This window comes from Sphingomonas pokkalii (genome assembly GCF_003096275.1).
Lineage (GTDB): Bacteria > Pseudomonadota > Alphaproteobacteria > Sphingomonadales > Sphingomonadaceae > Sphingomonas > Sphingomonas pokkalii.
Genome location: NZ_QENQ01000001.1, coordinates 1,279,741 through 1,293,004 on the forward strand (window position 1 = coordinate 1,279,741; position 13,264 = coordinate 1,293,004).

At 63.0% G+C, this 13,264-nt stretch carries 11 protein-coding genes; 9 read left to right on the top strand and 2 right to left on the bottom strand.

The window, feature by feature from the left end; genetic code table 11:
* Positions 1–92: 92 nt before the first annotated feature.
* The gene (locus tag DD559_RS05755) at positions 93–1,274 is read left to right on the top strand and encodes an MFS transporter (protein ID WP_240610139.1); all 1,182 of its coding nucleotides are present in this window, start codon (positions 93–95) and stop codon (positions 1,272–1,274) included.
* Positions 1,275–1,332: 58 nt separating this feature from the next.
* Here DD559_RS05755 and DD559_RS19585 read toward each other — a convergent pair whose 3' ends face one another.
* Positions 1,333–2,004, bottom strand: a complete 672-nt coding sequence (locus tag DD559_RS19585) for a GntR family transcriptional regulator (RefSeq protein ID WP_165831002.1) — start codon at positions 2,002–2,004, stop codon at positions 1,333–1,335.
* Positions 2,005–2,079: 75 nt separating this feature from the next.
* Here DD559_RS19585 and DD559_RS05770 point away from each other — a divergent pair, with 75 nt between their 5' ends.
* The 3 genes from DD559_RS05770 (at position 2,080) to DD559_RS05780 (ending at position 7,308) form a co-directional block, all read left to right on the top strand.
* On the top strand, positions 2,080–3,339 hold the full coding sequence (locus DD559_RS05770; protein ID WP_165831004.1) for an FAD-dependent monooxygenase: 1,260 nt from the start codon (positions 2,080–2,082) through the stop codon (positions 3,337–3,339).
* A complete protein-coding gene (locus DD559_RS05775; RefSeq protein WP_116468343.1) occupies positions 3,339–4,793 on the top strand; it encodes a GH39 family glycosyl hydrolase in 1,455 nt (484 codons plus the stop codon). The genes DD559_RS05770 and DD559_RS05775 overlap by 1 nt, the downstream gene beginning before the upstream one ends.
* An 85-nt stretch (positions 4,794–4,878) precedes the next feature.
* Complete coding sequence (locus DD559_RS05780; RefSeq protein ID WP_116468344.1) at positions 4,879–7,308, top strand: TonB-dependent receptor; 2,430 nt, start codon at positions 4,879–4,881, stop codon at positions 7,306–7,308.
* A 369-nt stretch (positions 7,309–7,677) separates the two neighbouring features.
* Here the strand turns inward: DD559_RS05780 and DD559_RS05785 are convergent, their stop codons facing one another.
* On the bottom strand, positions 7,678–8,982 hold the full coding sequence (locus DD559_RS05785; RefSeq protein WP_116468345.1) for an ATP synthase subunit B family protein: 1,305 nt from the start codon (positions 8,980–8,982) through the stop codon (positions 7,678–7,680).
* Positions 8,983–9,393: 411 nt separating this feature from the next.
* On the opposite strand from DD559_RS05785, the gene DD559_RS05790 reads away from it, so the two are divergent.
* Genes DD559_RS05790 through DD559_RS05810 form a run of 5 tightly spaced genes read left to right on the top strand, consistent with a single transcriptional unit; the run spans position 9,394 to position 13,119 of the window.
* Complete coding sequence (locus DD559_RS05790) at positions 9,394–10,317, top strand: HEPN domain-containing protein (RefSeq protein WP_116468346.1); 924 nt, start codon at positions 9,394–9,396, stop codon at positions 10,315–10,317.
* Positions 10,286–10,531 carry a transposase gene (locus DD559_RS05795; protein WP_116468347.1) on the top strand — a complete coding sequence of 82 codons (246 nt, stop codon included), beginning with the start codon at positions 10,286–10,288 and terminating at the stop codon, positions 10,529–10,531. Before DD559_RS05790 ends, DD559_RS05795 begins: the two co-directional genes overlap by 32 nt.
* Positions 10,528–10,875: an IS66 family insertion sequence element accessory protein TnpB gene (gene tnpB, locus DD559_RS05800; RefSeq protein ID WP_066727407.1), complete on the top strand. Its 348-nt coding sequence runs from the start codon at positions 10,528–10,530 to the stop codon at positions 10,873–10,875. The genes DD559_RS05795 and tnpB overlap by 4 nt, the downstream gene beginning before the upstream one ends.
* A 55-nt stretch (positions 10,876–10,930) precedes the next feature.
* Entirely contained in the window at positions 10,931–12,520 is a 1,590-nt protein-coding gene (gene tnpC, locus DD559_RS05805; protein WP_116468349.1) for an IS66 family transposase, read from the top strand.
* On the top strand, positions 12,517–13,119 hold the full coding sequence (locus tag DD559_RS05810; RefSeq protein ID WP_116468350.1) for a plasmid pRiA4b ORF-3 family protein: 603 nt from the start codon (positions 12,517–12,519) through the stop codon (positions 13,117–13,119). Before tnpC ends, DD559_RS05810 begins: the two co-directional genes overlap by 4 nt.
* Positions 13,120–13,264 lie beyond the last annotated feature (145 nt).

The window sequence follows — 13,264 nt, forward strand, 5'->3', positions numbered from 1 at the left end:
CCTTGATATATTACGGGAAACATATTCGATAATCAGGCTTAGTGGAGAGGCTCGTGGCAAGCTTGCAGCATGAACGGAGCCCCCGGGCGGGGGTGCCGCAGGGACTCATCGTGGTGGTCGCGGGCTTTTTGCCGATGATCGCGGTCGTCTCGATGTTTCCCGCCGTCCCTTCGATCATCGACCATTTCCACGATGATCCGACGGCTAGCTGGAAAGTGCCGTGGATGGTCACGGCGCCGGGTCTCGCGATCGCGGTGACCGCGCCTTTCGCCGGTGCGCTCATCGATCGCTTCGGACGCCGCGCGCTAGTCGTCTGGTCCACCTTGCTCTACGCGATGGCGGGGACGGCACCCTTCTTCCTTACCAGCCTGAATGCCATGTTCCTGTCGCGCATCGCGCTTGGCGTCGCGGAAGCGGCAATTCTCACTACGGTAAACACCCTGATCGCCGACTATTGGGACGAGCAGGGCCGAAGACACTGGCTCAGCATCCAGGGCATGGTCGGCCCGTTCCTGGGCAGCGCACTGATCCTGGGTTCCGGATATCTCACGGGCATGCGGTGGAACGGGGTGTTCCTCATCTACCTGGCCGCCTTCCCGATCTTCCTCGCCATGCTGGCATTCGTCTTCGAGCCGAACATCGACGCCCCCCGCGCGGCGGCGGAGCAAGGTCCGCACGACCGGCCGGCATTCCCGGTTCGGAAGATCGGACGGATCGGCCTGGTGACGCTGTTCTGCTCGGCGATATATTATGTTTACGCCGTGAACGGCGGCCTGGCCTTTCGCGAGGTCGGCGTGGCGTCGTCGGACGAACTCGGCCGCATCACCTTCCTGCCGAGCCTCATGGTTTCCGTCGGGGCCGGCATCTTCTGGCTTGCCGGCAAGCGCCGCTCGGAAGTCGCCTTTGTCCTCCTGCTTGGGCTGGTGGGCACGGGCCTCTGCGTGATCGGTTTCGCTCCCGACTGGAAGTGGATGAGCGCGGGGGTGATGATCCAGCAGACCGGCGCTGGAATGATGATCCTGGCGCTGGTCGCATGGGCGCAGCGCGAGCTTCCGGCCCAACATCGCGGGCGCGGCATGGGCGTCTGGACCGGCTGCTTCTTTCTCGGGCAGTTCCTGAGCCCGCCGGCCGTCACCTTGGTGCAGCGCGCCATCGGCAGCATGCAGGGCACCTTTGTCGCCGCAGGCATCATGGCCCTTGCGGGGATGCTGATCGCGCTCGGGTCGCTGCTGCTGCGCGGCAAATCGACGAAGCGGGCCGTCGTCGCGACCTAGTACTGGAGCTTACAAAGCCACAACACGGGAACAAGGCGCATGTCTTGTGGTTGCGTACCTAGCCGCCCTGCGAGTAGTCGAAGCCCTTCTCGATGATGATCTCCGCGATTTTCGCGCGGCTGATCCTGATGAACTCGCTTGTGTCCTCGACAGAAGGAATCGCGCTGTCGAACCGGGTTGCGAGTTCGAAGATGGTACGGACATCCTCGCCGTGATTGCTGATGGAATGGAAGATCCGGTCCATCTCTGCAGACAGGTTCCGGTAGATCGCGCCGAGGTACGGATTACGCGTAGCCTCCACAAGCAGATCGAACCGTTGCCGCGAGAGTTGAATCCAGTGCTCGGGATTGAGCTTCGCCTTTCTGATCGCCCGCAAATGCTCGCGCTGGATGGCATCCAGAGAGGCGCTTTGCTCGGGCGTGATTCGCTCCTGTGCCAGCTGCATGATCAACGGTGATACGGCGCTCCATGCCGTGAAGAAGTCATCCACCGACTTCAAGGTAAGCCCAGCCACGCGGTAACCGCGGCGGGGGATCGTTTCGACGAGACCATCGTGGTTCAGCCGGTCCAAGGCCTCCCGCACCGGCATCGCCCCGAAGCCAATGTCCTTTGATATCTCTCGCTCGGTGAAGCGCATGCGAGGCGGCATTTTGAGGGACACGATCCGCTGCCGCAGAACCGCATAGGCCTGGTCCGCCAGCGTCTGTTTTCGTCCCTCGGCCTCTGCCATCCAGCACCTCCTGCTCGGCACCGTGCCGAGGGCGAACCATGCCTCCGTCCAGCAGCACTGGCAAGATTGGAACCCTTGACCGAGAATCGCGCACATGCCATCGTGATATATCACAATTGCAGTGCGGCCGGCGATTGCCGTGCGCACGCGGAAATTTCGGGAGAGGTCGAATTGGCAAGGCCTGACAGGATTCTCATTGTCGGCGCGGGCATTGGCGGCCTGTGCACGGCGGTCGCGCTTGCGCAGATCGGCGCGGAAGTCGACGTCATCGATATCAAGCCGGACAACGCCGTTGCTGGCGTGGGATGGGGGCTGCGGACCAACGGCCTTCGCGCGCTGCGCGAGATCGGCCTTCTCGAACCGACGCTGTCGATCGGGTTCCCAACGCCGCCACTTTCCTACTTCGATAGGAACGGACACCATGTCGTCGACATCCCGTACGGGCGCCAGTTCGACGGCATGCCCAACAACGTCCAACTCCCCCGCCTGGGCTTCCTGGAGATGGCCAGCGCCCGCGCCCTGGAGGCCGGCTGCTCGATCAGGATGTCGACGACGGCAACCGACATCCAGCAGGATGCCGACGGCGTGACGGTGGAGCTGAGCGACGGATCGTCGCATCGATATGATCTCGTGATCGGCTTTGACGGCATCAACTCGAGTATTCGCCGTTACCTGTTCGGAGAGGCCTACGTCCCCGTTCGCAGCGGCGGCGTCGCCTGGCGTGCGCCGGTACGCGCCCCGGACACGCTGAAGGGCGCCATATTCTGCCATGGGTTCGGCGGCAAAGTGGGCTTCGTGCCGCTGGCCGGCGGCATGATGTACGTGATCGTCACGCATTACGAGCCAGGCCGCCCGCGCCACGACCCCGCCGCCTTCCCGCAAATCATGCATCAGAGAGCGCGGGAGATGATGGGAGACTCCGCATTCATGGCGGCGGAAATCGACTCGCTGCGCACCGCCACCAACGTTGCGTACACGCCGCTCGATACGGTCCTGGTTCCCTATCCGTGGCACCGGGGGCGGGTCATGATCATGGGCGACGCCGCCCATGCCATGACGCCCTATCTCGGATCGGGCGCGGCGATGGCCATCGAAGACGGCGTGGTCTTCGCCAAGCTCCTGCGTTCGGACGACACGCTCTACGACGTGCAAACCAAGTTCATGGCAAGACGATACCCGCGCGTGAAAGCCATCTGGGACCAGTCGCTGAAGATGATGCACGAGGAATTCGATTCCGCGACACCCGAGGCGCTCGATCGAAGGCTCGCATATCTCGTGCACGAGGAGCCGAAAGTCCTCGATTACATTCACCGCATTCTGGAAAGTGAATATTGATGAACACTAACCGTATCGCGAAGGTGTCGGTCCATGCGGGCGTTTCGACCGGCGACATGCGCAAGCTTCACGGAACATCGGGCATTCCCGGGCCTGCAGCCGGAACGGACGGCGTTCCCGACATCCTGAACGTGTGGAAGGCTGCGCACGTAACGCTCGTTCGGTCGTATGATTGGGTTTCGAGGCTGGACACCGTCGACAATCCGAGGAGCCTGTTTCCCGACTGGTCGGCGGATCCCAGTGATCCAGCCAATTACAATTTCGCTGCGACCGATTCCTGGGTACGGCAGGTCCGTTCGATCGGGGCGGATATCCTTTTCACGATCGCCAGCGAGATCCCGTCGAACAAGCAACCGATCGGGGACTTGGCGAAGTATGAGCAAGTCGTCGAAAACATCGTCCGCCACTATGTATGCGGATGGGGCAACGGCTTTACGGGGGCTGTGACGCATTGGGAATTCGGGGATCAGCCGGACTTCGGGACGCTGCACTTCTCCGGTACCCCGGATCAATTCTATGAAATGTACGCGGCCGCGGCGCGCGCCGTGAAGCGTGTCGACGCCGGCCTGAAGTTCGGCGGCCCCTGTGTCGCCTTTCCGCTGAACGAAGGTCCGTTCCGCGAAGGCTTTCTCGGCTTCATCAAAGACAAGTCGCTGCCTTTGGATTTCCTGTCCTGGATGTGGTACGCTGACAATTCCCGCGACCCGCTAGATTTTCGAACGATTGCAGCAGACGTCCGCGCGATCCTCGACAAGCACGGCTTCGGCGATACCCAGCTTCTGCTCTCCTACTGGAGCATGACCGGTATCCCGACGGCCAAGTTCGAGGATTCCGAAAATGCAGCGTTCATCGCTGCAGCAGCCGTCTACTTGCAGGACTCGGCGGTCGACCAGGCGATCTTCTTCCGCGCCGATACCGGCACCGACTTTCACTACAATTTCAGGGATCCCGCCGGAATCTTCGAGGCCGACGGCAGCGATAATGCGAGAACGAGCGCGTTCCGCCTGGTAGGACAGACGCTGGCCGCGACGGAGCGCCTCCCCAGCACGGGTGGCGATGAGAACGGATTTGCCGTGCTGGCCGGCCGCACCGCAGATGGGGATGTCATTCGCATTCTGATCGCCAATTATGCGATCCCCGATCCGTACTTGATCGCCCGAGAGCGCGACGTATTCGAATTCCAGGTGCCGATCGGCACCGAACGGGTGAACATGTCTTTGAATGTTCCTTCCAGGCGCGTGCACGCCGGCAGTGCCGGCTATACCGGCTATACGCTCGACATCACCGACCTGCCCTGGGGCCAGGGCCGCCACAAAGTGGTTCGGTACCGGGCAGATGCGGATCACTTCGGCGACATCCTCGACTCGCAGGAAGGCGAAGGCGGTTCGATTACCATCCAAGGCACGCTGGCGGCACCGGGCGTGGAATTGATCGAAATCACTCGATCCTCATAGTCAAATAACGACCAATTCCAGACGATTGCCCGTTCCTTAAAAATAGATCGCCGAAATCGAGCGACAATATAGGGAGGATGTACTGATGAGGCGACGTATACTATTGCTCTCCGGCACGGCAGCCGCGTTTATTGGCGTCAGCGCGGCGTCAGCCCAAACCACCGCTTCGCCGGGCTCGACGGCCTCGGACGGCACCACCGCAAACGCCGCTGCGGCAACCAACGGTCCAGCCGCCGCGGACACGGTGGATCCCGCAGGCCAGTCCGCGAACAGCGGCGGGCTTCAGGAAATTATCGTCACCGCCCAGAAAACCGCGTCCAGCGTCCAGAAGACGCCTATCGCGCTCCGCGTCGTCAGCGGCGACGATCTTCGGACATCCAACATCACCGATGTCAACGGGTTGCAGCGGCTGGCGCCCGATCTCGGCGTGACGACGGACACGATCTACACGAAACTGTCCTTGCGCGGCGTTACCGCGGAGTCGATCGCGGAGGGCGCCGACGCGGCGCTGACGGTCAACATCGATGGCGAATATATCAATCGGCCGGCGGCGCTGAATGCGAGCTTTTTCGATCTTGATCGCATCGAGGTTCTGAAAGGACCACAGGGAACGCTCTACGGCCGCAATTCCACCGCGGGCGCCATCAACATCATCACCAGGAAGCCGGAGGACAGGTTCGGCGGGTATGTGAGCGCCGGATACGGCAACTACAACGCGTGGAATGTCGAGGGCGCGATCAACCTGCCGATCGCTGACGGCCTCGCGTTCCGCGTGGCCGGGATCCACACGCAGCATGATGGCTATCGCAACAACAGCGTCGACGGCGGGACCGCCGGCAGGAACGACGGCAACAAGACCGATGCCGGCAGGGCCACGCTCGCCTATACCGGGAGCACGCTAAGCGGCTTCCTTCAAGGCGAATATGTCCGTTCGCGATCCTCTGCCTTCGCGCAATATGGCGTTCCGATCACCACCAGCACGCCGGGCGTCGTTCAAGTACCCACCGTCGGCGGCGGGAGCGATTTCATCCCGCGCAACAGTTCGTTCAACCTGCCAAAGCATGATTTCCCGCTTGTCACGGACGGCTTCACCAACATCGAAAATATCAGCTTTCGCGGCAGCCTGCGCTACGCCATCAGCGACGGCCTGGAATTGTCGTATGTCGGCGGCTATCTGATCAACAAGACAGGCACCTATGTCCCGCTGAGTGGAACGCCGAACTATCTGCAGTTCGTGTCGAACCAGCCGAATGCGGACTCCAGGGACTGGAGCAACGAACTCCGCCTGAGCTACCACGGCCCACGCGGCTTGTTCGTGCAGGGTGGCGCCTTTTATTTCCATGAAAAGCAGGTGGTCACGCAGAGCATTCAAATCTTGAACCCGCCCTTCGGCCCTCCGGGCTCCGAGTACGCATACGTCAACATTTTCTATCGGCCGTTCGTCAATCTCGATTCCACGGGTCTGTTCCTGCAGGGCGACGTCCCGATCGTGGATACGTTGAAACTCACGGGCGGGGTTCGGTGGTCCCGTGACGAAAAGCACGCGCTCTACGTGAATTCCGGCCTTGGGTTCGTAAATCCTCGCTTTGGACTCATCTTCCCGAGTGCCACGGACATTCTCGCCGTGACCGGGCGGCCCGGCCGCTGCAAGGAAGCCGATAGCGGCAACTACCAGTCGCTCGACCAGTGTTACAACCATAGCGAGGTCAACTGGCTGGCGGGCGCCGAGTGGACGCCGGGCGCGGGTCATTTGCTCTATGCCAAGGTTTCGACGGGCTATCGCTCGGGCGGCTTCGACAATCTCACCAACGTCGTCGTCAATGGTCAAACGGTCGGCACGTTCCAACCCGAGAAGATCACGTCGTACGAGATCGGTACGAAAAACCGCTTCCTGCACAACACGGTCGAGTTCAACGTCTCGGCATTCCATTATGACTATACCGATCTTCAGATCGACAACTTCATCAACCCCACGGTCGGGCACGCGACCGTCAACGCGGGCAGGGCGCGCTTCAACGGCGTTGACACAGACTTCTCGGCGGCGTTGACGCCCAACGATCAGTTCCGCGTCACGTTTAATTATCTGGACGCCAAATTCACGAAGTTCAACGCCTTCGCGACCGGCGTGAACGGAGGAACGGCGGTTCTTGATCTCAAGGGCAATCGGCCGCCACAGGCGCCCAAGGTCACGATTGCGGTTGGATACGACCACACATTCGATCTAGGCATGGCAGGAAGCCTTCGTGCCGGCGCCTATACCCGCTTCAAGTCGGACTACCACCTGACGTCGTATAACTATGCGGCCGATCTTCAAGAGGCCTATACGCAAACGGATCTGTCAATAACGTGGATGGACTCCAGCCGAAAATACAGCGTTCAAGCTTTTGTACGCAACGTCGAAAATTATGTGCCGATCACGTTCGCGCAATTTACGGCGGGGCCGCCCATCAACCTGTACAATTATGCGTTCGGTTCGCCGCGGACATTGGGCGTGAACCTCTCGGCCAAGTTTTAAGTGATAGGTTGTTGAGCGGGGCGGTGATCGAAGCGCGGCCGCCCTGCTTGTACGCGGCTCAGGTGCGCGATGCCGTCCGTCCTTGCTGGGGACCGTCCGGACCTTTTCCGCGATCCGACCCTTGCGGGATACATTGTGGAGATCGCGGCGGAGGCGGGGACTTTCCGCGTCGTTTGTGGGCGCGGGCAGCCCGGGTGGATCACGATTTCAGGGCGCGGTCTTCGATGGCGAAATAGGACTGCTATGGCCGCTTTCGGTCGGGGCGGTCGTTCCCAGCCAGCATAGGAACGGCCTAAGTTGGTCGGATGCTGCCTCCCTGGCTGGCCTCATGTTCAGCCGACTCAGAGCACGGCTCCCGCCAATCGGCCGTCAAAGTTCTCTTCGCGTTCGCTGCCGCACGATGTCGGCGGAGTCGGCATATAGCGGCTTATAGATCTCGGCAGGCGCCTTCCATTCTCGAAGGAGATCGAGGGGATCCTGATGACCGATCAGGTTTCGGGCAAGGCGGACCCGCTCCAGCACGTTCGTTTGGGCTTTGCTCGGGAGTGTCGCTGCGCGTTGCTCGGCTTGGGAGAAGAACTGCTCGATCTCCATGACCCTTGACCATCGCTGGATAGCGCGTTGCAGGGTTGCCATGCTTTCCTCATAAGATTTGGCGATGTTGCGTTCGTCCTCGCGGCGGCGGCATTTCTCCTGTTCCTCCAACCGTGCGCGGTGTCGAAGCTCGGCCCGGCGCGCGGCTTCCTCTGCCATTTCCAAAAGCTGGCGCTTTTGCGCCAGAACGGCTTTGACGATGGTTTCGGGGGAGAGCGGTGCTGTCTGATCCTCCGATTCCTGCCAGCTTTGCGACCAGTCGACGCCGGAGTCTGCAGCATAGGCGACGATACGGAGCCGACCCGACGGCACATCCTCGAATGTTGTCCAGCCGGAGCCGTGGGACCGCTCCAGGCGTGCAGTAAGCTCGGGGCTGTCTCGGACAAACCCGTTGTTCGTATAGCGCATTTTTACGTGCTCGGTCATCTCGAGAACAATGAGACCGATGCTCACCCCTTCTGTCTGGACGAGAGTGGGTCGATCGGGCCGCCATGGCTGTGGATACGGGGCGTACCGCTGTCCCTTTATCGGTGCCTCTCTGGGGTCGATCTGCAGGCGGCGGGCGGCAGAATTGAGCCCGCTGAGTACCACGTGGTGACCAGCCTCCTCGAAGGCATTGTACAGAGCATTCGCCAGCAGCAGCCCACGATCGAGCGCAGCGGAGGAGGTGCGCAGGTCGGGCAGGGCGCGTTTGTACGGTCGGAGGAAGCCATCATCCCTGGCCGGGCGGCTATTCAGGAATTGTGCCTTCGTGCCGCGCAGGTGCGGGTGCATGGCCGGAGCCGTCTTGTTGCCCTTTATCGCCTTTTTTCGAGGCGCGCGGGCGGCGGGTGGCGCCTTTGGGAGGGGCATGCCGTCTCCGGTCCATGTGGTGGGCTGTCCTTCCGCTGCTGCGGGTAACGGCGGAACAGGATCGGCCTTGCCGAGCTCAAGGCGTGTCCAGTGGCCCTGCGCCGGCCTCGGTACGCCCAGAGCGGAGCAGATCTGTACCAGCTTGCCGTAGGAGATGCCCAGTTGCGCCGAGACCTTGGTCATCGGCATCGCCCAGATAAGGCGGTAGAGTTCCTCACGCGTGACCACGTGCCGCTCCCTTGCGATCCAACCTGTCGTTTCGGCAGTGCGGTGCTGGTCCTATCGCCTTGGCCAGACGGATCCGAATGGGCCTGAGGCTATTCGTGTTCAGTCGCGCCTTTTGATCGACATGCGGCTTGGTGGAGCATGCTGGGCGTCTCACGCCAGCGGCGTGATTGCGCTCGCACGCCGCTCACGCGGCGCCGAGTCGGGCTGGGCCGTCTCGGCCCTTCGGGTTTTGATCGCGGACGTTGGCCGATCCTGCGGGTCGGCCGCCGGCAAGTGCCGGCAGCGGAACGCGGGTGCGGCGCGCGCGCTGGATCGCGCCGAACGCGGCAAATGGCCGAGATAAACGCGACACCTCGCCCGCGACCTGCGGGCGAGGTGTACCTCGCGGCATCAGCGCGTTAGGATCGATCCATGAGGACCGGCCTCGATCATCTGCCGCCAGCCAAGCAGCGCGAGCTGGAGCGTGTCGTCCAAATCCTGTTCCAGGAATTCGGCGACGCGACCGCCGTTGCGACCTCGGACTGGAAGAAGCAGGGGCGCATCCTCAAGGTCATTCTGTACGGCAGCTACGCGCGCGGCGGATGGGTCGACGAGCCCCATACCGCCAAGGGCTATCAGTCAGACTTTGACCTTCTGGTTATCGTCAACAACGACAGGCTCACCGATCGCGCCCAGTTTTGGACGACCGTCGACGACCGGCTCAACCGCGAACTGGCGATCACCAAGACGCTCCGCACGCCCGTCAATTTCATCGTCCACACCCTGCAGGAGGTGAATGATGGGCTGGCGCATGGGCGGTATTTCTTCATGGATGTCGCACGCGACGGCATCGCGCTGTACCAGAGCGACGACACGGAACTGCATCAGCCCAAACCGAAAACGCCGAAGCAGGCGTTGGCGATGGCGCGGGAGTATTTTGACGAGTGGTATCCGAGCGGCGGAGAGTTCTACGACAACTTCAAATTCAATCTGTCGCAAGGTCGATCGAACAACGCTGCGTTTCAGCTACACCAAGCTGCAGAGCGCCTCTATCACTGCGTGCTGCTGGTCTGCACCTTCTACACGCCGCATGTGCATAATCTGGGGTTCCTGCGCACCCAGGCAGAGCGTATCGACCCGCGTTTGGTCGATGCTTGGCCGCGTGATCAGCGCGGCGCCCGCGCCCGGTTCGAGAAGTTGAAAGAGGCCTATGTGAAGGCGCGCTACTCGAAACATTACCGTATCAGCGAAGAGGAACTGGCGTGGCTGGGCGAGCGCGTCGAAGCGCTTGGCCAAGCCGTGCAGGTAATCTGCGAAGAGCGGATTGCGGCACTGGAACGCAGCGCCGCCGCCTGACCTAGGCGGCGATTTTCCCGGCGTCCGCGAACGACAATTCGCGCTGCATCTGCAGCGCTTCACTGCGTTCGCCGAGCCGGTCGTGCCGGCGTCACCGCCGGTGCCGTGTTCGTCGGGGCGCATCGATATCGAGCTGCCCGGCGGTGTTCGGATCAGTGTCGACGGTGGGGTGGATGCGGGTGCGCTGGCACGGGTGTTATCGGTGCTGCGGTGAGTCCGGCGCCGTTGCCGACCCGGGTATATCTGGCGTGCGGCGTGACCGACATGCGCAAGGGGTTCGACGGCCTGGCGGTGCTGGTGCAGCAGGTGCTGGCGAAAGACCCGCATTCGGGCGCGCTGTTCGCGTTTCGCGGCAAGCGCGGGCATCTGGTCAAGCTGCTGTGGTTCGACGGACAAGGCCTTTGCCTGTTTTCGAAGCGGCTCGACCGGGGCCGTTTCGTCTGGCCGGTGACGGCAAGCGGAACGGTGGTGCTGACACCGGCGCAATTGTCGATGCTGCTGGAGGGCATCGACTGGCGCCGCCCGGAGCGGACCTGCACGCCGACGCTGGCGGGCTGAAACCGGCGGTTTTGCGTCGCTTTTGCTCGCCTGAAGCGCCGCGATCTGCTAGCAAATTCGGGTGTCGGAAGCACTCGTTTCCCCTGCTGATGCCGCCGCGCGGATCGCCGCGCTGGAGGCATTGCTCGCCCGGGCCAATGCCGCGCTTGCCGCCCGCGATCTGCTCATCGACAGCTTGCGCGGGCAGATCGCCCGGCTGCGGCGGATGCAGTTCGGCGCCTCCTCCGAAAAGCTGGGCCGCGAGATCGAGCAGCTCGAACTGGCGCTGGAAGAGCTGGAAGCCGAGCGCGATGCGGGGCCAATAGAGGAGCGCCCGCCGGAAAGCGCGTCGCGGCCGGCACCGGTTCGCAGCCTGCCGGCGCACCTGCCGCGCGAAGAGGTCGTCCACGAACCGGCCTCGGGCGCCTGCACCTGCCCGGATTGCGGCGGCGCGCTGCGCCGGCTGGGCATGGATGCCCATGAGATGCTCGACGTGGTGCCGGTGCGTTGGCGGGTGGTGCGCAACGTCCGCCCAAAATATAGCTGTCGGGTCTGCGACAAGATCGTCCAGGCACCCGCGCCGGCCAGCGCCGTCGCGCGCGGCAAGGCCAGCTTCGCCACGCTCGCGCATGTCGTGGTGTCGAAGTTCGAGCACCATCTGCCGCTGTACCGCCAGGCAGAGATGATGGCGGCGCAAGGGCTCGATATCGACCGCTCGACGCTGGCCGGCTGGGCCGGACAGGCCGCAGCGTTGCTCGATCCGATCGTCGCCCGCATCCGCGACGAAGTCCTGCACGCCGACAAGATCCACGCCGACGACACCCCGGTGCCGGTGCTCGATCCCGGCCGCGGCAAGACCGCGACCGGGCGGCTATGGGTGTACGCGGCCGACGACCAGGCCTCGGGCAGTACGGCGCCGCGCGCAACCTGGTATCGCTTCACACCCGACCGCACCGCCGCGCACCCACTGGCGCATCTCGCCGGCTTTCGCGGTTTCCTCCAGGCCGATGCCTATGCCGGCTATGATGGACTTTACCGCAATGGGGTGACCGAGGTGGCCTGCTGGGCGCATTTCAGGCGCAAGATCTTCGACCTGCACGAACGCACCGCCACGCCGCTGACCATCGACATCCTCGAGCGGATCGGCGCGCTCTATGCCGTGGAGGTGGAAGTGCGCGGCCAGCCGCCGGATATCCGGCACCGGGCGCGGCAGGAACGCAGCAAACCGCTGGTCGAGGCCCTGCGTGCGGTGCTCAACACCGCGCTGCGTCGCCTGTCGCCCAAGTCCGACATGGCGAAGGCGATTGCGTATGGCACCAAGCGCTGGCCGGCGCTGTCGCGCTTCCTCGACGACGGTCGGCTGGAGGTCGACAACACCGAGCATCGTAGCCATGCCGGGGGCATGGCGGAGACGCGCAGGGCCGAGCGCGCGCTGCGCGGCGTCGCCATCGGCCGTCGCAACTGGCTGTTCGCCGGCTCCCGCGTGGGCGGTGAACGTGCCGCCGCCATCTACACCGTCATCCAGACGTGCAAGGCCAATGACGTCGACCCCCAGGCCTATATCGCCGACGTCATTGCCAAAATCGCCGACGACTGGCCGGCCAGCCGCTGGGACGAACTCCTGCCGTGGAACTGGGCAGGCGAACCTGCCAGAATGGCGGCATGAGCGCCGAAACCATCGCCCGCCTCCATATCGTCCTGAACGACATCGAACCCGCCATCTGGCGCCAGGTCGACGTGCCGGTCACTGCCAGCCTGAAGATGCTCCATGACATCATCCAGGCCGCCATGGGCTGGGAGAATTACCACCTGTGGCATTTCGAGGCCGGAGACCGGCGCTACGGTGTGCCCGATCCGGCATGGCCGGACCACGGCATGGCTGCGGCGCGGAACGTCAAGCTCGCGGCGCTCCTCGACCGCGGGGTGCGGGAACTCCTCTACACCTACGACATGGGCGATGACTGGCGGCACACCATCACCATCGAGAGCATCGGCCCCGGTGAACCAGACCAACAATATCCGCGCTTTGTCGATGGCGAGCGACGTTGTCCGCCCGAGGATGTCGGGGGACTGCCCGGCTTCGAGATGTTCCTCGATGCCATGGCCGACCCCAGCCACGAGGAGCACCACCGCCTACGGGAATGGTATGGCGGCCCATACAATCCCGACGACATCGACGAACGCTTCACCAGACGCGCTCTCGCTGCCATCGCCAACCGCCGCCATGCCGGGAAGATCGCCTACCTGAAAAGCCGAGCACAATAGCAAGGCGGCCTACAGGCCTCGCTTACCTAATTTCCGCGACGAGTCGGAGAGCGGCCAAAGCTGCAACCGGTCGGAGTCGAACAAAGGCGTGCGCCCGCAACCGCAGGGGTCCGGCCGTGTATATTTGACGTATATTTGACAAGTT

Coding starts and splice junctions, on each gene's coding strand:
- DD559_RS19585 (WP_165831002.1), bottom strand. CDS start 2,004: ATGGCAGAGGCCGAGGGACGAAAACAGACGCTGGCGGACCAGGCCTAT.
- DD559_RS05775 (WP_116468343.1), top strand. CDS start 3,339: ATGAACACTAACCGTATCGCGAAGGTGTCGGTCCATGCGGGCGTTTCG.
- DD559_RS05780 (WP_116468344.1), top strand. CDS start 4,879: ATGAGGCGACGTATACTATTGCTCTCCGGCACGGCAGCCGCGTTTATT.
- DD559_RS05790 (WP_116468346.1), top strand. CDS start 9,394: ATGAGGACCGGCCTCGATCATCTGCCGCCAGCCAAGCAGCGCGAGCTG.
- DD559_RS05810 (WP_116468350.1), top strand. CDS start 12,517: ATGAGCGCCGAAACCATCGCCCGCCTCCATATCGTCCTGAACGACATC.